Origin of the sequence: Teichococcus aestuarii (genome assembly GCF_003116135.1) — a bacterium.
GTDB lineage: Bacteria > Pseudomonadota > Alphaproteobacteria > Acetobacterales > Acetobacteraceae > Pseudoroseomonas > Pseudoroseomonas aestuarii.
Map to the genome: position 1 here is coordinate 303,190 of NZ_PDOA01000004.1, position 22,288 is coordinate 325,477.

The window sequence follows — 22,288 nt, forward strand, 5'->3', positions numbered from 1 at the left end:
GGGGTCGGAGGAGCCGGACGGATATGGGGCAGGATGTCGATGTGGCGCGTGTGGCAACTGCGCTGAACATGCCGGGAATCCGGTATCAAACCTTTGGAAACAAGCCGGTCCGCGCGGAGCGGTCAGACAGGACCGGCGCGATTCTGGCCGCCGTGGCGCCGCCCGTGGAGTCTGAATCGGCTCCCTTGCCACAGCTTCTGGCTGTGCCTGTGAAAGCGGATGAGGCGTGTCTTCCGCGACACGCCGCGCCAAATTCAGAGGTTGCGCGGTCCCCGCAGGTGCAACCGGCTCTGGACCTGGTCCGGCTTTCGACCGTACTCACAAAATTGAGAGTAGAAAGCCCGGTCCCTGCTTCTTCCATGTCCGACCTGCGTGAAGTGTCAACCGATGTGCCGCCCGCCCCGGAACCGTCGGTGACGCCGTTTCCGCTCGGCAAGGTGCTGCCCGCCCCCGCCCCCGCCCCCGCCCTCGCTGCGGCGGCGCCGGAGCCGGGGCAGGCCCAGCAGCCGCAGCCCATGGCCGGCGGCGTGAATCCGGCGGCCATCGCGGCGGCGTTCCAGCCCCGCCCGGCGGCGCCGGTCGTGCGGCCGCTCTTCGCGCCTGTCCCGCCGGTGCCCGCCGCGGCTCCCACACCGCCTCCGCCGGCGCCGCCGCCGCCAATGTTCCCGCCGATGTCTGCTCCGGTCTTCCCTCCGGCCTCCCCTCCGGCCTCCCCTCCGGCGCCGCTGGGAGGTGCTGCTTCGCTGCTGGCCACCCTGCAGGCTACCGCCCCGGAAACCGGCCGGGCGGCACCACGGAGCGGGTTGCTGGCGCAGGTCGGCAGTGCCGCGCCACCGCCGGTGCAGCCCGCCGCGCCATCGCTGCTGGCCGCGCTGGGCGGATCCTTCGCGCCGCTGAACGCCGCGCCGCCGGCGCCCGCCTCGCTGGCGGGCCTGTTGCGCAGCCTGGCGGCGCCGGCGCCCCCGCCGGCCGCGGCGCCGGGCAGCAGCCGGCTGGCGGAAATCCTGGGGGGCCTGCGTCCTTCGGATCAGGGCTGAGGGATGCCTGCCCGATGCCATTGATTGCCTTTGCGTCCCCCAAGGGTGGGGTGGGCAAGACGACACTCGCTGCCAATGTGGCCGATGCCCTCTGCCGCAGCGGCCGCTCCGTCCTGCTCCTGGACCTGGACCCGCAGAACGCGCTGCGCCTGCATTTCGGCGTGCCGCTGCACGATACGAGCGGCTTCATGGCTGATCTGCCGCGCCGGCCTGACTGGCGCGCGCAGGTCCGCCGCACCGCATCGGGCGTGCTGCTGCTGCCGCATGGCGCCATGGAGCTGCGCGCCGTGCTGGAGCAGTCCCTCCTGCTGGAGCGTGAGCCCGCCCTGCTGGCCGCCCCCCTGCGCGAGATGCTGGCCGACCCGCAGCTTCTGGTGCTGGCCGACCTGCCGCCCGGCCCCTCCCAGGTTCTGGCGGTGGTCGCGCCGCTGGCCGCCATCATCGTGACGGTGCTGCAGAGCGAGGCGATCAGCGCCGCCATACTGGACGAGGTGGAGAGCGGGCGCTTCCTGGGCGGCGGCACCCTGGCCGCGCTCTATGCCGGGCGGCTGCAATTCATCCTGAACGGCGTCGATCTGCGCGCGCGCCTCTCGCGCAGCGCGGCGGAGGTCGTGGCGCGCCACCTGGGGCCGCGCCTGCTCGGCGCCGTCAGCCGCGACGAGGCGGTGGCCGAGGCGCTGTCGGAGATGCGCCTGGTGCAGGAGGTGGCGCCGGCCTGCGCGGCGGCGGGCGATCTTCGCCACGTCGCGCGCGCGATCGAGATGCTGTTGCCGGTCATGCCCGAGCCGGCGCCCGCGGCTCCCGCCGCCGGTCCACTATCCGGGCTGTTGCGGGGAGGGTGGTAAAGCGATGCGGCGTTTCCGCGGGCTGATGGCGCGCCTGCCGCTGATGAGCGGCGCGATGGCGCTCCTCGGGGCCTTCCTGGGTTTCATCTTCGTGGTCTCTCCCCTGGCGCCGATGGAGCAGCTTGCCCTGGCGGGGGCGGGGCTCCTCGTGTTCCTGCTGGTCTCGCGCATTCCGGGGCGTGGCGCGCTGTTCTTCCTGGTGGCGCTCTCCACCCTGATGTCGCTGCGCTACCTCTACTGGCGGCTGACCGAGACGCTGGACTATGGCGGCTTCATCGGCACCTTCCTCGGCACCGGCCTGCTGCTGGCCGAGATCTACGCCGTCATCGCGCTGCTGCTCTCCTACTTCCAGCAGCTCTGGCCGCTGGAGCGCAAGCCGGTGCCCCTGCCGGCGGACCCGGCGGAGTGGCCGGTCGTCGACGTCTTCATCCCCAGCTACAACGAGCCGCTCGAGGTGGTGCGCCCGGCCGTGTTCGGCGCCATGGCGATGGACTGGCCGCGCGACAAGCTGAACGTCTACATCCTCGATGACGGGCGGCGGGAGGATTTCCGCAAGTTCGCCGAGGAGATCGGCTGCGGCTACATGATCCGCCCCGACAACAAGGGCGCCAAGGCCGGCAACATCAACCACGCCACCGCCAAGACGAACGGCGAATACATCGTCATCTTCGACTGCGACCATGTGGCGACCCGCGCCTTCCTGCAGCTCACCATCGGCTGGATGGTGCGCGACCGCGGCATCGGCATGCTGCAGACGCCGCACCATTTCTACTCGCCCGATCCGTTCGAGCGGAACCTCGCCTCCGGCAAGAGCATCCCGAACGAGGGGCTGCTCTTCTACGGCCTGGTGCAGCAGGGCAACGACCTCTGGAACGCGACCTTCTTCTGCGGCTCCTGCGCCGTGCTGCGGCGCACCGCCCTGGAGGAGGTGGGCGGCGTGCCGACCGAGACGGTGACGGAGGATTGCCACTGCTCGCTGAAGATGCAGCGGCTGGGCTGGCGCACCGCCTATCTGCGCGTGCCGCTGGCCGCCGGGCTGGCCACGGACCGCCTGATCGCGCATATCGGCCAGCGCATGCGCTGGGCGCGCGGCATGGTGCAGATCTTCCGCGTCGACAACCCGCTGCTGGGGCCGGGGCTGAAGCTCTACCAGCGGCTCTGCTACCTCAACGCGCAGTGGCACTTCCTCTTCCCGCTGCCGCGCTTCGTCTTCCTCACCGCGCCGCTGGCCTTCCTGCTGTTCGGGCAGAGCATCATCGCCGCCTCGCCGCTGGCGATCCTGGCCTATGCCGGGCCGCACATCTTCCACTCCATCGGCACCAACAGCCGGCTGCAGGGCAAGGTGCGGCACAGCTTCTGGTCGGAGATCTACGAGACGGTGCTGGCGCTCTACCTGCTGCCGGTGGTGCTGGCCACGCTGTTCGACCCGAAGAAGGGCAAGTTCAACGTCACCGACAAGGGCGGCACGCTGGACGAGGGCTATTTCGACCTGCGCGCCGTGGCCGCCAACTTCGTGCTGGCCATCGTGCTGGTGCTGGGCCTGCTGTCCGGCATCTACGGCATGGCGGCGAACCCGCTCACCAGCCTGGAATTCCAGGCCAACGCGCTGAACTCCATCTGGGTCGTGCTGTCGCTCGTCACCGTCATGGCCGGCCTCGCCGTGGGGCGCGAGCGGCGGCAGGTGCGGGAGCGCCACCGCGTGCATGCGCGCCTGCCCGTCACCGCCGTGCTGTCCGATGGCCGGCGCCTGCCGGGCGAGAGCGTCGATGTCTCGCTGGGCGGCGCCGCGCTGATGCTGGAGAGCCAGGAGGAGATCGCCCGCGAGACGCGGCTGCACCTGGAATTCGACACCGGGCCGGAGCGCATTCTGCTGCCGGCGGAGGTGCTGCGCTGGCAGGACGGCCGGCTGCAGGCCCGCTTCGAGCCACAAGGGCTGATGGATGAAGGCAATATTGTCCGCGTCGTGCTCGGCCGCGCCGATGCCTGGCTGGATTGGGACCATGTGCGGCCCGACCGCCCGCTGCGCGCGCTGGTGGAGGTCGCGGTGAGCATCACCGGCCTGTTCCGTGGCGACAGCCAGATCTCGTTGCGTGCCCGCCGCAACCGCCGCGCCGCCAAGTCGCGCACCGAGGGCAGCCGCGCCCCCGCCAGGCCGGCCGATGCGGCCAAGGCGCGCCGGGCCGCCGCGCTGCTGCTGGCCGCGGGCCTCGCCTGGCCCGCCGCGGCCGGGGCGCAGCGGCCTCAGGCACCGCCGCCGCCGCCGCCGGTCGGCATGCCGCAGGCGGCGCCTTCCTTCGCGCCGCCGCCCGCCTCCGCCCAGCAGCCCGGCTTCGCCCAGCAGCCCGGCTTCGCTCAACAGCCCGGCTTCGCCCAGCCGCAGGGGGCCGCCCCGGTGGCGCCGCTGCCCGGCGGCGCGCCCTTCGCCACCCCGCCCGACCAGGGCAATGTCCGCATCCAGAGCCGCACGCTGCGGCAGCTCGGCCTCGGCGGGCCGATGCAGCTGCGCGGCACCTCGGACCTGCAGGGCGTGCTGTTCGGCATCCGCTCGGACGAGGTGGTGACCGGCGCGCGGCTGGTGCTGCAGGGCGCCACCAGCCCGGCGCTGATCCCCGAGCTGAGCCAGATCGCCATCACGCTGAACGAGCAGTTCGTCGGCACCATCACGCCCGACCGGACGCGCCCCTCCTTCGGGCCGCTCGAGTTCCCGGTGAACCCGGTCTACTTCGCCGACGTCAACCGGCTGAACTTCCGCTTCACCGGCCGCTACGCGGTGGAGTGCAACGACCCGCTCTCCGGCCTGCTCTGGTCCACCGTCTCCGACCTCTCCACCCTGCACCTGACGGTCGAGCGCCTGCCGCTGGCGCGCGACCTGGCGCGGCTGCCGGAACCTTTCTTCGACCGCCGCCTGCGGAGCGAGCCGCTCACCCTGCCGGTGGTGCTGCCCGACACGGCCGGCAACGAGCTGGTGCGCGCCGCCGCCATCGCCAGCTCGTGGTTCGCCGTGCAGGCCGATTACCGCGGCGCCAACTTCCCCGTCAGCAGCAGCGTGCCGCCGCGCGGCAACGCCATGGTGATGGTGGCGGGGCAGGAAACCGTGCCCGGCCTGGCCCTGCCGCGGATGGAGGGCCCGACCCTCGCCGTGGTGCCGAACCCGGCCGATCCCGGCGCCACGCTGCTGGTGGTGGGCGGGCGCACCGCCGCCGATGCGGTGGCGGCGGCGCAGGCGCTGGCGGTCGGCCAGCAGGCGCTCTCGGGCGAGCTCGCCCTGGTGCAGCCGCCGGAGCTTGCGGCGCGCCAGCCCTACGACGCGCCGCGCTGGATCGACAGCAACCGCCCCGTGCGCTTCGGCGAGCTGGTCGATCCGTCCGAGCTGCAGAGCTACGGCTTCGCGCCCGGCAACATCGCCATCCCCTTCCGCACCGCCCCCGACCTTTACACCTGGCGCGACCGCGCCCTGCCGGTGGAGCTGCGCTTCCGCGCGCCGCCCGGCCCCATCACCGACGTGGCGGTCTCGCGCCTCGACGTGGCGCTGAACAACCTCTACCTGCACTCCTTCCCGCTGCGCGAGATGGAGCCGGGCTGGCCCTGGAACTGGCTGGCGCGGCAGACCGGCCTCGGCCCCACCGGCGACCGCGGCCGGGGCGAGGTGGGGCTGCCGCCCTATCTGGTGTTCGGCCAGAACGAGCTGCAGCTGCGCTTCGACATGCGGCCGCTGAACCGCGGCGACTGCATCTCCATCCCCGGCGACGTGCGCGCCTCGATCGATCCGGACAGCACCATCGATCTCTCGCGCGCCTACCGCTTCACCGAGATGCCGAACCTCGCCTACTTCGCCGGCGCCGGTTACCCCTACACGCGGCTGGCCGATTTCTCGACCACCGCCCTGGTGCTGCCCGACCGCGCCAACACGCTGGAGCTTTCCACCGCCCTGGCGCTGGTGGGCCGGCTGGCCGCCAATGTCGGCCATGCCGCCACCCAGATCCAGGTCACCCGCCCCGGCACGCTGGAGCAGATGGCCGAGCGCGACCTGCTGGTGGTGGGCTCGCTCGGCCGCCAGCCGGCGCTGGCCGCGCTGCTGCGGCAGGACGGGCCGGTGCGTGTGGAGGGCAACCGCATCACCATGGCGCTGCCCGGCGCGCTGGAAGGCTTCCGCAACCTCTTCATCAGCGATGACCGCCTGCGCGACCGCCAGCGGATGGAGGCGGTGCTCGCCTCCCCCGGCGAGGCGATGGGCATGCTCGCGGGCTTCGAGAGCCCGCTGCGCGCCGGCCGCTCGGTGGTGGCCATCAGCGGCACCAGCCCGCAGGGGATGGAGGCGATGCTGGGGGCGCTGCGCGACCCGGCGCTGGTGCCGCTGATCCAGGGCGACCTGGCGCTGCTCTCCGGCGGCCGGGTGACCTCCTTCAAGACCACGGCCAGCTACACGCTGGGGGATCTGCCGCTGCATCTCTGGCCGCAGTTCTGGCTGGGCAAGCGGCCGGACATGCTGCTAGGCCTCGCCCTGCTGGCGTCCCTGCTCATTGCCATACCGACCTACTGGCTGCTGCGCCGCCGGGCCGCCCGCCGTCTGAGGACCAGGACGCCATGACCGGATTCCGCTCCCGCCTCCTGGCCACGGTCGTCACGGCGGCATTCCTGCCCCTGCTGCCCGCTGCCCCGGCGCGCGCGCAGGACAATGCCATCGGCGTCCTGCTGGAGCAGGCCAATTTCTGGCGCGCCCAGAACCGCCCCGACCGCGCGCTGCAGACGCTGGAGCGGGTGCTCGCGGTCGAGCCCAACAATGTGGACGCGCTCTCCGCCGCCGCCGCCGCCCAGGCGGAGAACGGCAACCGCGCGGAGGCGGACCGGCTGCTGGCGCGCATCCGCCAGCTCGCGCCCGCCGATCCGCGCCTGTCGGATGCCGCCCTCTCGGTGCGCGGCGCCACCGCCGATCCCGGCGCGGTGGCCGAGGCGCGGCGGCTGGCGCAGGCCGGCCAGCAGGCCCAGGCGGTGGCGCGCTACCGCCAGATGTTCGGCGGCAACACCCCGCCCGATGCCTATGCCGTCGAGTACTACCAGGCCCTGGCCGGCACGCAGGAAGGCTATGCCGAGGCGCGCAACGCCATGGAGCGCCTGGCCGAGAGCCGCCCCAACGACACCCGGCTGGCCCTGGCCTACGCGCAGATCCTGACCTACCGCGAGGGCTCCCGCGCCGAGGGCATCCGCCGCCTCCAGGCCCTGGCGGAGCGGCAGGACAGCGGCGATGCGGCGCGCGCCGCCTGGCGCGAGGCGCTGCTGTGGCAGGGGCCGAACCCCGACGCCGCCCCCGCCATCGAGGAATACCTGCGCGCCAACCCGAATGACGCGGCGCTGCGCCAGCGCCTGCAGGAGGCGCGCAACCCCCCCGCCGGGCCGGTGGACGAGGTCGGGCAGGCCCGCATCGCCGGCTTCGAGGCGCTGAATGCCGGCCGCCTGGCGGAGGCCTCGCAATCCTTCGAAAGCGTGCTGGCCCAGAACCCGGGCGACCCGGACGCCACCGGCGGGCTGGGCGTGGTGCGGCTGCGCCAGGGGCGCACCGCCGAGGCGCGCCGCCTGCTCACCGCCGCCATCGCCGCCGACCCGCGGGAGGGCCGCCGCAAATGGGGCCGGGCGCTGGACGGCGCCAACTACACCAGCGAGCTGACCCAGGCCCGCGGCCTGATCCAGCGCGGCCAGCTCGAGCAGGCGGAGACGCTGCTGCTGGCCGCCACCCGCCGCGAGAGCGGCGAGCGCGCCGATGCCGAGGCGCTGCTGGGCGACCTGGCGCTGCGCCGCAACGACCCGCAGGGCGCCGAGCAGCGCTACCGCGCCGCCCTGTCCCGCCGGCCCAACCTGAACAACGCCGTGGCCGGGCTCTACGACGCGCTGCAGCAGCAGGGCCGCTTCGCCGAGGCCGAGCAGCTCGCCGCGCAGCATGGCGGCGCCTTCGCCTCGACGGTCGCCACGCAGCGGGCCGAATCGCTGCGCGCCGAGGCCTCCCGCAGCAGCGACCCGGGGGCCGCCTTGGCGCTGCTGCGGGCCGCGCAGCAGGCCACCCCGGACAATCCCTGGATCGCGCTCGACCTCGCCCGTGCCCTGGCCCGCCAGGGGGAGCCGCTGGAGGGCCGCGCGGTGCTGGACCGGCTGGCCGCCACCGGCAAGCCGGAGGCGCTGCACGCCGCCGCCCTCTTCGCCGGCGAGGAAGGCCGGGTGCAGGATGCCGCCCGCCTCGTCGAGCGTATCCCCGACCGGCTGCGCAGCGCCGACCAGACGCGCCTGCTGCGCGGCGTGCGCATCCAGCAGCAGGTGGCCGCCGCCGCCGAGCCGGCCCAGTACGGCCAGCCGGAGGAGGCGCGGCGCCGCCTGATGGCGCTCGCCGCCCGCCCCGACCCCAGCGGCGAGACGCCGCGGCTGGTGGTGGAGGCGCTGGCGGGGCTGGGAGACACGCGCGGCGCGGCGGAGGCGGCGCGCGTCGCCCTCGCGGTCAACCGCGCGGCGCCGCCCTCCGGGCGCATCGCCCTGGCCAACGCGCTGCTGGAAGGCGGGCTGGAGGCGGACGCCAACCAGCTGGCCCTGCAACTCGCCCAGGACCCGCGCCTGACCGCCGATGAGCGCCGCCAGCTGGCCGGGCTGCAGGCCGGCGTCGCCATCCGCGCCAGCGACAAGCTGAACGAGCAGGGCAACCAGGCCGCCGCCTATGACCGGCTGGTGCCCGCGCTGCGGCAGGACCCGCAGAACGCCCAGGCCAACCTGGCGCTCGCCCGCCTCTACCAGGGCGCGCGCGAGCCGCGCGAGGCGCAGCGCATCGCCGAGGCGGTGCTGCTGCGCGACCCGCGCAACCTGGATGCCCGTGCCGGCGCCATCGATGCCGCCCTGGCGCTGGGCCAGAACGCCCGCGCCGAGGCGCTGCTGACCGATGGCCGCGCCATGGCCCCGAACGACCCGCGCCTGACCATGCTGGAGGCGCGGCTGGCCCGCGCCGCCGGCAATCCGCGCCGCGCCCGTGCCGCGCTGGAGCTGGCGGCCGAGCAGCGCCGCAGCCAGCTCGGCCTCGGTGCCGGCGCGCCCGCCGGCGCGGCAGGGATGGGCGGCGCCGCCCCCTCCGGCGCCGCGGCCGGCCTGCCGGAGAATCCGTTCCGCCGCGTCGCCCTCGCCGGCTCCGGAATGGCCGCCTCCGGCTATGCCGGCGGCCTCGCCACCGCCGCGCCGGCCGATCCGGTGCTGGCGCAGATCCAGCGCGAGCTGGCCCAGGTGCGGGAGGAGGCGGCGACGATCGCCACGCCGGGTTTCAACTTCCGCACCCGCTCCGGCGAGGCGGGGCTCGACCAGCTCACCGAGTTCGGCGCGGGGGCGGAGGTCTCCACCGCCATGCCGGGCCTCGGCGGGCGGGTGGCGCTGCGGGCGCAGGCCGTCAACATCGATGCCGGCAGCATGGCGCAGGACACCGGCACGCTGCGCCGCTACGGCAGCAACGCGCTGCGGCTGCCGGGGCAGGGGGTTGCCGTCGCCCCGGCGGTGGCGCGGGCGGTGACGCCCACCGACACCTCGGCCGCCGGCGTCTCCTTCGCCGCGGGCTACACGCGGCCGAACTTCTCGCTCGATGTCGGCACCACGCCGCTGGGCTTCCGCAAGCAGAACGTGCTGGGCGGCGTCGAGGTGGCGCCGGCGCTGACCGACAGCCTCCGCCTGCGCGTGACGGCCGAGCGCCGCGCCATGACCGACACCATGCTCTCCTGGGCCGGCATGCGGGACCGCAGCACCGGGCAGGTCTGGGGTGGCGTGGTGCGCAACACCGCGCGCGGCCAGTTCGAATTCGCCGTGGGCGATACCAACTTCTATGTTGGCGGCGGCTACTCGACGCTGGAGGGCGATGGCGTCGCCGACAACACCCGCATCGAGGCCGGGGCGGGCCTCAGCCATGCCCTGTTCCGCCGGCCGGATGAGGAGCTGGTGACCGGCCTGGATCTCGTCTACCAGGCCTACGACAAGAACCTTCGCCTCTTCACCCTCGGCCATGGCGGCTATTACAGCCCGCAATCCTATCTCGGCGCCTCGGTGCCGCTGGATTACCGGGCGCGCGTGGGGGATTTCCACTACCGCATCGGCGGCACGGTCGGCATCGCCTCCTGGCGGGAGGACCGTGCGCCCTACTTCCCCACGGACGCCGCCTCGCAGTCACGGCTGGAGGCGCAGGCCGCCTCCGATGCCACTGTCAGCGCATTCTATCCCGGGCAGTCGCAGACCGGGTTCGCCGGCGGCGTGCGGGGCGATCTGGAATACAGCCTGACACCGGCGCTCCGCCTCGGTGCGGCGCTGCGTTACGACAAATCCGCCGATTGGAGCGAGGCGCGCGGTCTGCTGTATGCCCGCTATCGGCTCGACCAGTGAGGCCAGGGAGGGCCAAGCCGGAGATGGTGTGCTCGAAGGGACAGGCATGACGCAGATGGATCAGGCGGCATTGGCCTATCTTGCGAGGCGGGATGTGAGCGCGCAGTGGCGCGGCTTCCTGCGGGCGCTGCTGGAGACGCTGGACGCGAATCTCGACCGCAACACCCGCAACGGGCTCCTGCGCGCGGTGGGCGGGCGCCTGGGGCAGGCACTGCCACTGCCGGCCGCGACCACCCTGGCCGAGCTGGAGGCGCGGATGAACGCCGCCCTGGCCGAGCTCTCCTGGGGCTATGTCTCCGTGGCGCTGGACGAAGCCGACCGCAGCCTGCGCCTTTCGCACCATGCCGCGCCGGTGGTGGGTGCCCCGGGGGATGAGGTGGGAAGCTGGTTCGCCACCGTGCTGGAGGGGCTCTACACGGCCTGGCTGGCGGCGCAGCAGGGGGGTGGCTCGGAAGCGGGGCCGCAACTCCGCGTGGTGCAGAGCGAGCCGGGCCTGGTGCAGCTGCGCTACGGCGGATAGCGGCACAAGTCGCGCGGCTTCCTGTCCCCTGCCCCGGTTGGATAGGCTGATCCGATGACATGATGTCTTGCGGCATCGTGGCCTGCCCTGCATCCTCCGCCGCCAACCCAACAGGTGAGGAGGGCGGGGAATGCGCCTCGCGGTGCTCAAGGAACGGCGTTCGGGCGAGACCCGCGTCGCGGCCACGCCGGAAACCGTGCGTAAACTGATCGATCTCGGGCTCGGCGTGGTGGTGGAGACGGGCGCGGGGCTGGCATCCGGCCTCCCCGACGCCGCCTACCGCGAGGCCGGGGCCGAGATCGCGCAGGATGCCTCGGCCGCGCTGGCCGGCGCCAAGATCGTGCTGAAGGTGCGCGCCCCGCTCGGCGCGGGCGAGGGCGAGGTGAACGAGCTGGCCCTGCTCCCGCGCGGCGCCCTGCTGATCGGCACGCTGGAGGCCGTCGCCCACCCGGCCCGCGCCCAGGCCTATGCCGAGGCCGGGCTGGAGGCGTGCAGCATGGAGCTGCTGCCGCGCATCACCCGCGCGCAGAGCATGGACGTGCTCTCCTCCCAGGCCAACCTCGCCGGCTACCGCGCCGTGGTCGAGGGCGCCGCCGCCTTCGACAAGGGCTTCCCCATGCTGATGACGGCGGCGGGCACCATTCCCGCCGCCAACGTGTTCATCATGGGCGCGGGCGTGGCGGGGCTGCAGGCCATCGCCACGGCGCGGCGCCTGGGCGGCCGCGTCTCGGCCACCGATGTGCGGCCGGCGGCGAAGGAGGAGATCAAGTCCCTCGGCGCCGCCTTCGTCGGCTACGAGGACGAGGAGAGCCGCGCCGCGCAGACGGCCGGCGGCTATGCCAAGCAGCTCTCGCCCGAATTCTACGCGAAGCAGGCGGAGGTCATCGCCGCCGCCGTGGCCAAGGCCGACGTGGTGGTCTGCACCGCCCTGGTGCAGGGCCGCAAGGCGCCGACCCTGCTCACCGCCGCCATGGTGGAGAGCATGAAGCCCGGCAGCGTGGTGGTGGACATCGCCGCCGACGCCGGCGGCAACTGCGCGCTGACTAGGCCCGGCGAGGCCATCGTGACCGAGGGCGGCGTGAAGATCCTGGGCCACACCAACTGGCCCGGCCGCATCCCGGCGGCGGCCAGCGCGCTCTATGCCCGCAACCTGCTGACCTTCCTCTCCACCTTCTGGGACAAGGAGGCGAAGGCGCCGAAGCTGCCGCAGGAGGACGAGATCATCCGCGGCGTGACGCTCACCCGGGGCGGGGCCGTGGTGCACCCGCAGCTTGCCGCGGCGCCCGCGGCCTGAGGGACGGACCAGAGAGATGAACCCGACCGACCTTGCCAACCAGGCCAGCGCCACCGCCGAGCGGGCGCTGGCGCTGGCCGCCCAGGCCCGGCAGATGGCCGAGGCCGCGGCCCCCGCCATCGCCCACGGCGCCGCCGCGGCCGAGCCCTTCCTGCTGCTGCTGACGATCTTCCTGCTGGCCTGCTTCGTCGGCTACTACGTGGTGTGGAACGTGACGCCGGCGCTGCACTCGCCGCTGATGGGCGTCACCAACGCCATCTCCTCCGTCATCGTGGTGGGGGCCATCCTGGCCACCGGCCTCGGCGATTCCTGGGCCGCCAAGTTCTTCGGCTTCCTGGCCGTCACGCTGGCCTCGGTGAACATCTTCGGCGGCTTCATGGTGACACGGCGGATGCTCGCCATGTTCAAGAAGAAGGGCTGAGCCGGTGGCGCACACCCTCTCCACCTTCGCCTATCTCGTCGCCTCCGTCCTGTTCATCCTGGCGCTGCGCGGCCTCTCCCACCCCGAGACCAGCCGGCGGGGCAATCTCTACGGCATGGTGGGCATGGGGCTCGCCGTGGTGGCGACGCTGGCGCAGCCCGGCATGGGCGGCGGCGGGCTGGTGCTGATCCTGGCCGGCATCGTGCTGGGCGGCGGCATCGGCACGGTGCTGGCGCAGCGCATCCAGATGACGGCGCTGCCGCAGCTGGTGGCCGCCTTCCACTCGCTGGTGGGCCTGGCCGCCGTGTTCGTGGCGGCCGCCGCCTTCTACAACCCGGAGAGCTTCGGCATCGGCGTGCCCGGCAACATCAAGGCCGGCAGCCTGGTCGAGATGTCGCTGGGGCTGGCCATCGGCGCCATCACCTTCTCCGGCTCGCTGATCGCCTTCGCCAAGCTGCAGGCGCTGATGTCCGGCGCGCCGATCACCTTCAAGGGGCAGCACTGGCTGAACCTCGGCCTCGGCATCCTGCTGCTGGTGCTGGTCATCGCCTTCATCGCCACGGGCAGCGGCGTGCTGTTCTGGCTGATCGCGCTGCTGGCGCTGGGGCTCGGCTTCCTGCTGATCATCCCGATCGGCGGTGCGGACATGCCGGTCGTCGTCTCGATGCTGAACAGCTATTCCGGCTGGGCGGCGGCGGGCATCGGCTTCACGGTGGGCAACCTGCTGCTGATCGTCACCGGCGCGCTGGTCGGCGCCTCGGGCGCCATCCTCTCCTACATCATGTGCAAGGGGATGAACCGCAGCATCGTCAACGTGCTGCTGGGCGGCTTCGGCAGCGACCCGGCGGCGGCCTCGGCCGCAGGCGGCGGCGGGCCGGCGCGGCCGGTGAAGGCCGGCAGCCCGGAGGATGCCGCCTACCTGATGAAGAATGCCGGCAAGATCATCATCGTGCCCGGCTACGGCATGGCGGTGGCGCAGGCGCAGCAGGTGCTGCGCGAGATGGGCGACCTGCTGAAGAAGGAGGGCGTCGAGGTCTCCTACGCCATCCACCCCGTCGCGGGGCGCATGCCCGGCCACATGAACGTGCTGCTGGCCGAGGCCAACGTGCCCTATGACGAGGTGCACGAGCTGGAGGAGATCAACCCCGAATTCGCCGAGGCCGACGTGGCCTATGTGATCGGGGCCAACGACGTGACCAACCCGGCCGCCAAGACCGACAAGTCCAGCGCCATCTACGGCATGCCGATCCTGGACGTGGAGCGGGCCAAGACCGTGTTCTTCGTCAAGCGCGGCATGTCCTCCGGCTATGCCGGGGTGGAGAACGAGCTGTTCTTCCGCGACAACACCATGATGCTGTTCGGCGACGCCAAGAAGGTGACGCAGCAGATCGTGCAGGCCCTGCAGAAGTAGCCGGCGCGGCCGGGGGAAGCGGGTGCTTTCCCCGGCCCTGGCTTCCCGGCCGCTTCGGCCATGGCAGATTCCGCCTTTGTTTCGCGTGCGTCGGCATCGTATAACCGGCGTCATGGTCGCCAAGAACAGCCCTATTCCGCTGCCCGGTTCCTGCGCGGCCTGTGCCGTGAGGCCCTTCGCCCTGTTCCGGGTGGTGCCGCAGGCGCGTGTGGGCGAGATCGCGCGGGTGCGCTCCGCCGTGCGGCTGGTGCGCGCCAATGAGGCGATCCGCGATTCCGTCTTCACCCTCTATGCCGGCTGGGCCTTCTCCTGGACCACGACGCCGGATGGCCGCCGCCAGATCCTCGACTTCCACCTGCCCGGCGACCTGGTGGAACGCAGCGAGGACGGCGCCGAGGTCTCGGCCCTGACCGATACCAGCTTCTGCGTGCTGGCCAAGGACCGGCTCTGCGAGTTCATGGGCCGCGACCCCGGCCTGGCCCTGTCCTATGCCGACGGGCTGGTGCGCGACCGCGCCCGGCTGCGCGAGCGGCTGACCAGCCTCGGCCGGCGCGATGCCATGGGGCGCGTGGCGCACCTGCTGCTGGAGCTGCATGGCCGCCTCTCCCGCCGTGGCGGGGCGGACCGCACCGGCGCGCCGCTGCCGCTGAAGCAGGCGCATCTGGCCGATGCGCTGGGCCTCTCGGTGGAGCACGCCAACCGCGCGCTGGCGGCGCTGCGGCGCGACGGCGTGGCCTCCTTCCAGAAGGGCCGGCTCGATATCCTGGATCGCACCGCGATGGAGGACCTCGCCGGCTGGTCCACCACCCCGGCACAGCCTGTGCTCACCCGCATCGGCGCCTGAGGGGGAGGGGGGAACAGCCCCCTTGCGGAGCCGCATCATTCGGGCCAGCCTTCGCTGCAATGCGGAAAGGCGCAGCCCGAGGCTGCGCCGAACCCTGGATAAATTAGACGATTTGCGTTAGTGGTTGCCTGAATCCTGCGGACGTTCTGCGTTCATTATAGCCGACGGAGCTTCAGACCATGCGCCTCTCCCGCCGCCATCTGCTGCTGTCCGGCGCCGGCCTCGCCGCCATGGCCGGCGGCCTGCCCCTTGGCCTGCCTGGCCCCGCCCTTGCCCAGGAGCCCCGCCGCGGCGGTGTGCTGACGGTGCATGTCGGCTCGGAGCAGCGCATCCTGAACCCGGCGCTGCGGGCCTCCACCGGCGTCTACATCATCACCAGCAAGATCATCGAGCCGCTGGTCGATCTGGGCGAGGGCGGCAAGATCGTGCCGGTGCTGGCCACCGCGTGGGAGTCGACGCCGGACGGCAAGACCATCACCTTCCGGCTGCGCGAGGGCGTGCAGTGGCATGACGGCAAGCCCTTCACCAGCGCCGACGTGCAGTACAGCGCCATGGAGCTGTGGAAGAAGCACCTGAACTACGGCACCACCCTGCAGCTCTACCTGGATGCCGTGGAGACGCCGGACGCGCACACCGCGGTGTTCCGCTATTCCCGCCCGATGCCGCTGGACCTGCTGCTGCGCGCCTCCTGCGACCTCGGCTACGTGGTGCCGAAGCACGTCTTCGAGGGCAGCAACGTGCTGGAGAACCCGGCCAACACGGCGCCGATCGGCACCGGCCCCTTCAAGTTCGTCGAGTACCAGCGCGGCCAGTACGTCATCGCCGAGCGCAACCCGAACTACTGGCGCCAGGGCTTCCCCTATCTCGATCGCGTGGTGTGGCGCTTCATCACCGACCGCTCGGCGGCCACCGCCGCGCTGGAGACGGGGGCGGTGCAGCTCTCCGCCTACAACGGCCTGCCGCTGGCCGATCTCGACCGGCTGCGCCAGGATGACCGCTTCGAGGTCTCGACGCGCGGCGTGGAAGGCAATGTCTTCAACAACACGCTGGAGTTCAACACGCGCCGCAAGGAACTCTCCGACAAGCGCGTGCGTCAGGCCATTGCCCACGCCATCGACGTGGATTTCTTCCTGGAGAATTTCCTCTACGGCCTGGGCAAGCGGGCGACGGGGCCGATTCCCTCCACCTCGAAGGAATTCTTCCCCAACAACCCGGTGCCCTACCCCTACGACAAGGCGCGCGCCGAGAAGATGCTGGACGAAGCCGGCTACAAGCGCGGCGCGGGCGGCGTCCGCTTCTCCTTGCGCATCGTGCCCATCATGAACGGCGAGGACGTGCCGCTGCTGGCCACCTTCATCCAGCAGTCGCTGCAGCAGGTGGGCATCCGCGTCGAGATCGTGCAGCTCGACATCGCCGGCGCCCTCTCGGCCGTCTATCGCGACTGGAACTTCGACCTCGCGACGGGCTGGCACCAGTATCGCGGCGATCCGGCGGTCTCCACCACCGTGTGGTACCGCTCCGGCAGCCCGAAGGGCTCGCCCTGGACCAACCAGTTCGGCTGGCAGTCGGACAAGGTGGACCAGCTCATCGACCAGGCCGCCACGGAGCTGGACCCGGCGAAGCGCAAGGCCCTCTACGCCGAGTTCGTGGCAGAGGTGAATGACGCGCTGCCGGTGTGGATGATGACCGAGCGTCCCTTCTACGCCGCGACGAGCAAGCGGGTGCAGAACCACCACAACGTGCCGCGCTGGGATTCGGGCGACTGGCACGACACCTGGCTGCTGCCCGCCTGACATGCAGATCCTGCTGCTCGCGCTGCGCCGCCTGGCCGCCAGCCTGCCGACGCTGCTGCTGATCCTGGTCGGGCTGTTCCTGTTGCTGCAGCTCGCCCCGGGCGACACGGTGGACGCGCTGATCGCCCAGATGGGCGGCGGCGACCCGGCCATGGCCGAGCAGCTCCGCACCTTCTACGGGCTGGACGCGCCGGTGGTGGTGCAGCTCGGCCGCTACCTGCTGCGGCTGGTGACGCTCGACCTCGGCTTCTCCGCCATCTACGGCAAGCCGGTGGCCGAGGTGATCCTGGAGCGGCTGCCGGTGACGCTGCTGCTGATGGTGAGCGCGCTGAGCTTCGCCTTCGCCGCCGGCATGGCGCTCGGCGTGCTCGCCGCGCGCCGCGTCAACCGCTGGCCGGACACGCTGATCTCGACGCTGGGGCTGGTGTTCTACGCCACCCCCTCCTTCTGGTTCGGCATGATGGGCATCGTGGTCTTCGCCATCCGCCTCGCCTGGCTGCCGGCCGGCGGCTTCGAGCAGATCGGCAGCGGCAACACCGGCCTGACGCGGGTGCTGGACATCGCCTGGCATCTCATCCTGCCGGTGGCGACGCTGGCGCTCACCTACCTCGCCACCTATCTCCGCATCATGCGCGCCTCGATGCTGGAGGTGCTGACGCTGGATTTCGTCCGCACCGCCCGCGCCAAGGGGCTGGGCGAGACGGCGGTGGTGCTGCGCCATGTGCTGCGCAACGCGCTGCTGCCCGGCGTCACGCTGATGGGGCTGCAGGCGGGCACCATGCTCGGCGGCTCGGTGGTGGTGGAGAGCGTCTTCGCGCTGCCCGGCCTCGGGCGGCTGGCCTATGAATCCGTGGTGCAGCGCGACGTGAACACCCTGCTCGGCATCGTCTTCGTCTCGGCGCTGCTGGTCATCGCCATCAACTTCATCGTGGACATGCTGTACGCCAAGCTCGATCCACGCATCGCGTCGGGGCGCTGAGGGGATGCTCGGTTTCCTGAAGCGCTACGCGCGCAACCCGGCGGCGGTGGTCGGCCTGCTGCTGGTGCTGGCGGTCATCGGCATGGCGCTCTCCGCCCCCTTCGTCTTCCCGCGCGACCCGCTCTCGCTGGCGGGGCGGCCGCTGCAATGGCCGATGGACAACCCGCGCTTCTGGCTCGGCACCGACAATACGGGGCGGGACATCGCGGCGCAGATCTTCCACGGCGCCCGCGTCTCGCTGCTGATCGGGCTGGTCGCCACGGTCATCGCCATCGCCATCGGCATCGTCATCGGCGCCATCTCGGGCTTCTACGGCGGCTGGGTGGACGACGTGCTGATGCGCGTCACCGAGGCGTTCCAGACCCTGCCCAACTTCATCCTGCTGCTGGTGCTGGTGGCGGTGTTCGGCTCGGACATCACCTTCGTCACCATCGCCATCGGCATCGTCTCCTGGCCGCCCTCGGCGCGGCTGACGCGGGCCGAGTTCCTGACACTCCGCAACCGCGAGTTCGTGCAGGCCTGCCGCGTGCTGGGAATGCGCGACGCGCAGATCATCTTCCGCGAGATCCTACCCAACGCGCTGCCGCCGGTCATCGTCTATGCCAGCGTCATCATGGCGGTGGCCATCCTGCTGGAGAGCGCGCTGGCCTTCCTCAACCTCTCCGACCCCAACGTGCCGAGCTGGGGCAACCTGATCGGCGCCGGGCGCGGCGTGCTGCGCGTGCAGTGGTATGTCTCGGCCATCCCGGGCGTGGTGATCCTGCTCACCGTGCTCGGCGTCTCGCTGGTCGGCCAGGGTCTGAACGACGCGCTGAACCCGAGGCTGAAGGGCCGATGAGCGACAACACTCTGCTCTCGATCGAGGGCCTCACCGTCGCCCTGCCGAAGGGCGCCGACCGCCCGCACGCGCTGGAGGATGTCTCGCTCCGCCTCGCGCCCAACGAGATCCTCTGCGTGGTGGGGGAGAGCGGCTCCGGCAAGTCGCTCACCGCCGGCGCGGTGATGGGGCTGCTGCCCGAGGGGGTGCGCGCCACGTCGGGGCGCATCCTGTTCGAGGGGCGGGACCTGCTGGCCCTGCCGCCGGCCGAGATGCGCCGGCTGCGCGGCGCGCGCATCGGCATGGTGTTCCAGGAGCCGATGACGGCGCTGAACCCGCTGCGCCGCATCGGCAGCCAGATCGCCGAGATGTTCCGCATCCACACCCAGCTTTCCGGCGCCGAGATCGACCGGCGCGTGCTGGCGCTGCTGGCGGATGTGCGCATCCCCGACCCTGAGGGCGCCGCGCGCGCCTATCCGCACGAGCTGTCGGGCGGCCAGCGGCAGCGCGCCATGATCGCCATGGCGCTGGCCCTGGAGCCGAAGCTGCTCATCTGCGACGAGCCGACCACCGCGCTCGACGTCACCACCCAGGCGCAGATCCTGCACCTGATCCGCGACATGCAGCGCCGCACCGGCACCGCCGTGCTGTTCATCACCCATGATTTCGGCGTGGTGGCCGACATCGCTGACCGCGTGGCGGTGATGCGCCGCGGCCTGCTGGTGGAGCAGGGACCGGCCGGGGAGGTGCTGAACCGGCCGCAGCACCCCTATACCCGCGCCCTCGTCGCCGCCGTGCCGCCGCTGGCGCCGCCGCCGGCGCAGCCCATCTCGGGGGAGGTGGTGCTGGAGATCGACCACGTCTCCAAGACCTACCGCAAGGGCGGCTGGCTGAAGCGCAACCGGCGCGTCACTCACGCGGTGAAGGATGTCTCCCTCAGCCTGCCGCGCGGCGGCACGCTGGGCATCGTGGGCGAGAGCGGCTCGGGCAAGTCCACGCTGGCGCGCTGCATCGTCCGGCTGCTGGACCCGGATGGCGGCGCGATCCGGCTGGAGGGGAAGGACCGCCTGGCCCTCTCGCGGGAGGAACTCCGCAAGGCCGCGCCGCAGGTGCAGATGGTGTTCCAGGACCCCTATGCCAGCCTCAACCCGCGCCGCCGGGTGGGCGAGCTGGTGGCGCAGGGGCCCATCATCCACGGCACGCCCAAGGCCGAGGCCTATGAGCGGGCGCGTGAGCTGTTCGCCCTGGTGGGGCTCGACCCCGCGGCGCTGGACCGCTTCCCGCACGAATTCTCGGGCGGGCAGCGGCAGCGCATCGGGCTGGCGCGGGCGCTCGCCATGCGGCCGCGCGTGCTGGTGGCGGACGAGCCGGTCTCGGCGCTCGATGTCTCCGTCCAGGCCCAGGTGCTCAAGCTGCTGGCCCGGCTGCGCGTGCAGCTCGGCCTCTCCATCGTCTTCATCACCCACGACCTGCGCGTGGCGGCGCAGCTCTGCGACCATGTGGCGGTGATGCGCGAGGGCGAGGTGGTGGAGAACGGCACCGTCGCGGAGGTCTTCGCCCGGCCGTCGCATGACTACACGCGGGCGCTGATGGCGGCGATCCCGGGGCAGGGGTGGACGCCGCCCGTCGCCTTCGGGAGCGAGGAACCCGTCTGACGGGGCAAGACCAGGGGAAGGAATTCCCCCGGCAACATATATGTTGGCCCCCTTCTTCTTTCTGTCTGGCTGCCGCAGGCTTCGCCAGAGAGTGCGCGCGGGAGAGGCAGGCGCGGGCCGCCCAGCCCGATTAAAAGCCGAAGACGGCTTTTCACCACCGCTGAAGCGGTGAACACTCCCCGGCCGCCACGGACCGGGAGAGTTTGGACTGATGCCTTCTGCTCGTTTGGCCTCCGACATCGGAGGAACCTTCACGGATCTCGCGCTGGAGCGCGGCGGGGAGCGCTGGACCGCGAAGGTGCTCACCACCCCGCACGCGCCGGAGCTGGGCGTGCTGGAAGGCATCCGCGTGGTGCTCGGGAAGGCGGGGATGCAGCCCGCCGACGTGGCGCTGTTCATCCACGGCACGACCCTCGCCACCAACGCCGTCATCGAGCGCAAGGGCGCGCGGACGGCGCTGCTCACCACCGAGGGGTTCCGCGACGTGCTCGCCCTCGGCAACGAATCCCGCTACGACCAGTACGACCTGAACATCGCCCTGCCGGAGCCGCTGGTGCCGCGCCGCTGGCGCCTGCCCGTGCCGGAGCGGCTGGACAACGAAGGCAAGGTCCTGCTGCCGCTGGACGAGGCGGCGCTGCGCGAGCGGATCGCCTTCATGAAGGCCGAGGGCATCGAGAGCGTCGCCATCGGCTTCCTGCACGCCTTCGTCAACCCGGCGCATGAGCGCCGCGCCGCTGAGATCCTGGTCCAGGAATGGCCGGAGGTGCGGGTCTCCCTCTCCTCCGAGGTCTCGCCCGAGATGCGGGAATGGGAGCGCTTCTCCACCACCGTCGCCAACGCCTATGTGCAGCCGCTGATGGCCAGCTATCTCGGCCGTCTGCAACAGGGGCTGGCCGAGGGCGGCTTCGCCTGCCCCTTCTTCATGATGCTCTCCGGCGGTGGCCTGACCACGGTGGAGACGGCGGCGCGCTTCCCCATCCGTCTCGTGGAATCCGGCCCGGCCGGCGGCGCTATCTTCTCGGCTTACGTCGCGCGCCAGCGCGGGCTGGAGAAGGTGCTCTCCTTCGACATGGGCGGCACCACCGCCAAGGTCTGCCTGATCGACAACTTCCAGCCCCAGGCCAGCCGCAGCTTCGAGGTGGCGCGCGTCGGCCGCTTCAAGAAGGGCTCGGGCCTGCCGCTGCGCATCCCGGTCATCGAGATGGTGGAGATCGGCGCCGGCGGCGGCAGCCTGGCGCAGGTGGACAGCCTCGGCCGCATCCAGGTGGGGCCGGAGAGCGCCGGCGCCGACCCCGGCCCGGCCTGCTACGGCCGCGGCGGCAGCCACCCGGCGGTGACGGACGCCAATCTGGCGCTCGGCCGCTACGAGCCGGCGCTGTTCGCCGGCGGGCAGTTCCCGCTGCAGGTGCCGCCGGCGCTCGCCGCGCTGGAGGAGCATGTTGGCCAGAAGCTCGGGCTGGCGCCGGAGATGGCGGCGCTCGGCGTGGTCGAGATGGTCGACGAGAACATGGCCAACGCCGCCCGCGTCCACGCCATCGAGAGCGGCAAGGGCTATGAGGGGCGCGCCATCATCGCCTTCGGCGGCGGCGGGCCGGTGCATGGCTACCGCGTGGCGGAGAAGATCGGCGTGACGCGGATGCTGGTGCCCTCGGGCGCCGGGGTGGGCAGCGCCATCGGCTTCCTGCGCGCGCCGGTCGGCTACGAGGTGGTGAAGAGCCTCTACCAGCGCTTCCGCAGCTTCGACGTGGCGGCGGTGAACGGGCTGCTCGCCGCCATGTCGGCCGAGGCGCGCGGCGTGGTGGCGCAGGGCAGCTTCGGCGCGGCGCTCTCCGAGACGCGCATCGCCTATATGCGCTATGTCGGCCAGGGCCATGAGATTTCCGTGGCGCTGCCGGCGCGCGACCTGACGGAGGCCGATGTCGCCGCCATCCGCGCCGAATACGATGCCGAGTATTCCCGCTTCTACGACCGCCCCGTGCCGGGCAGCGACGTGGAGATCCTCTCCTTCGCCGTGACGGTGGCCACCGTGCTGCCCGAGGTGGCGCCCGCCGGCGCGGTGGCCGGGGCGGCGGCACCCGCCCCCATCCGCACCCAGGCGGTGCGCGACACCACCGATGGCACCGTCTCCGACTGGGCCGTGTATGACCGCGAGCATCTGGTGCCCGGCGCCACGCTGCCCGGCCCCTGCATCGTCGCCGAGGCGGAGACCAGCACCTTGGTCGGCCCCGGCTGGACCTGCCGCATGGATGCCCTCGGATACCTGGAACTGACCAAGGAGGCCGCGTGA

At 72.1% G+C, this 22,288-nt stretch carries 14 protein-coding genes; all 14 read left to right on the top strand.

What is annotated here, in order from left to right:
- The first annotated feature begins 23 nt into the window (after positions 1–23).
- The 14 genes from CR165_RS24465 (at position 24) to CR165_RS09375 (ending at position 22,288) form a co-directional block, all read left to right on the top strand.
- Positions 24–1,037 carry a hypothetical protein gene (locus CR165_RS24465; RefSeq protein WP_146201864.1) on the top strand — a complete coding sequence of 338 codons (1,014 nt, stop codon included), beginning with the start codon at positions 24–26 and terminating at the stop codon, positions 1,035–1,037.
- Between the two features lie 14 nt (positions 1,038–1,051).
- Positions 1,052–1,882 (top strand): cellulose synthase operon protein YhjQ/BcsQ, encoded by an 831-nt coding sequence (locus tag CR165_RS09315; RefSeq protein ID WP_109516688.1) that lies wholly within the window; start codon positions 1,052–1,054, stop codon positions 1,880–1,882.
- 4 nt (positions 1,883–1,886) lie between these two features.
- The gene (gene bcsA / locus CR165_RS09320) at positions 1,887–6,470 is read left to right on the top strand and encodes a UDP-forming cellulose synthase catalytic subunit (RefSeq protein WP_109516689.1); all 4,584 of its coding nucleotides are present in this window, start codon (positions 1,887–1,889) and stop codon (positions 6,468–6,470) included.
- Entirely contained in the window at positions 6,467–10,267 is a 3,801-nt protein-coding gene (locus tag CR165_RS09325) for a cellulose biosynthesis protein BcsC (protein ID WP_109516690.1), read from the top strand. The genes bcsA and CR165_RS09325 overlap by 4 nt, the downstream gene beginning before the upstream one ends.
- Positions 10,268–10,313: 46 nt before the next feature.
- Positions 10,314–10,787: a cellulose biosynthesis protein BcsD gene (gene bcsD, locus CR165_RS09330; protein WP_181378073.1), complete on the top strand. Its 474-nt coding sequence runs from the start codon at positions 10,314–10,316 to the stop codon at positions 10,785–10,787.
- Positions 10,788–10,917: 130 nt separating this feature from the next.
- Positions 10,918–12,081: a Re/Si-specific NAD(P)(+) transhydrogenase subunit alpha gene (locus CR165_RS09335; RefSeq protein ID WP_109516692.1), complete on the top strand. Its 1,164-nt coding sequence runs from the start codon at positions 10,918–10,920 to the stop codon at positions 12,079–12,081.
- Between the two features lie 16 nt (positions 12,082–12,097).
- Positions 12,098–12,502, top strand: a complete 405-nt coding sequence (locus tag CR165_RS09340) for an NAD(P) transhydrogenase subunit alpha (RefSeq protein ID WP_109516693.1) — start codon at positions 12,098–12,100, stop codon at positions 12,500–12,502.
- Between the two features lie 4 nt (positions 12,503–12,506).
- Entirely contained in the window at positions 12,507–13,913 is a 1,407-nt protein-coding gene (locus CR165_RS09345; protein WP_109516694.1) for an NAD(P)(+) transhydrogenase (Re/Si-specific) subunit beta, read from the top strand.
- 166 nt (positions 13,914–14,079) lie between these two features.
- Positions 14,080–14,757 carry a Crp/Fnr family transcriptional regulator gene (locus CR165_RS09350; RefSeq protein ID WP_181378074.1) on the top strand — a complete coding sequence of 226 codons (678 nt, stop codon included), beginning with the start codon at positions 14,080–14,082 and terminating at the stop codon, positions 14,755–14,757.
- Between the two features lie 179 nt (positions 14,758–14,936).
- Entirely contained in the window at positions 14,937–16,550 is a 1,614-nt protein-coding gene (locus CR165_RS09355) for an ABC transporter substrate-binding protein (RefSeq protein ID WP_109516696.1), read from the top strand.
- A gap of 1 nt (position 16,551) precedes the next feature.
- A complete protein-coding gene (locus CR165_RS09360; protein ID WP_109516697.1) occupies positions 16,552–17,529 on the top strand; it encodes an ABC transporter permease in 978 nt (325 codons plus the stop codon).
- Between the two features lie 4 nt (positions 17,530–17,533).
- Positions 17,534–18,367 carry an ABC transporter permease gene (locus tag CR165_RS09365; protein ID WP_109516698.1) on the top strand — a complete coding sequence of 278 codons (834 nt, stop codon included), beginning with the start codon at positions 17,534–17,536 and terminating at the stop codon, positions 18,365–18,367.
- Positions 18,364–20,001: an ABC transporter ATP-binding protein gene (locus CR165_RS09370; RefSeq protein ID WP_109516699.1), complete on the top strand. Its 1,638-nt coding sequence runs from the start codon at positions 18,364–18,366 to the stop codon at positions 19,999–20,001. Before CR165_RS09365 ends, CR165_RS09370 begins: the two co-directional genes overlap by 4 nt.
- A gap of 211 nt (positions 20,002–20,212) precedes the next feature.
- Entirely contained in the window at positions 20,213–22,288 is a 2,076-nt protein-coding gene (locus CR165_RS09375) for a hydantoinase/oxoprolinase family protein (protein ID WP_109516700.1), read from the top strand.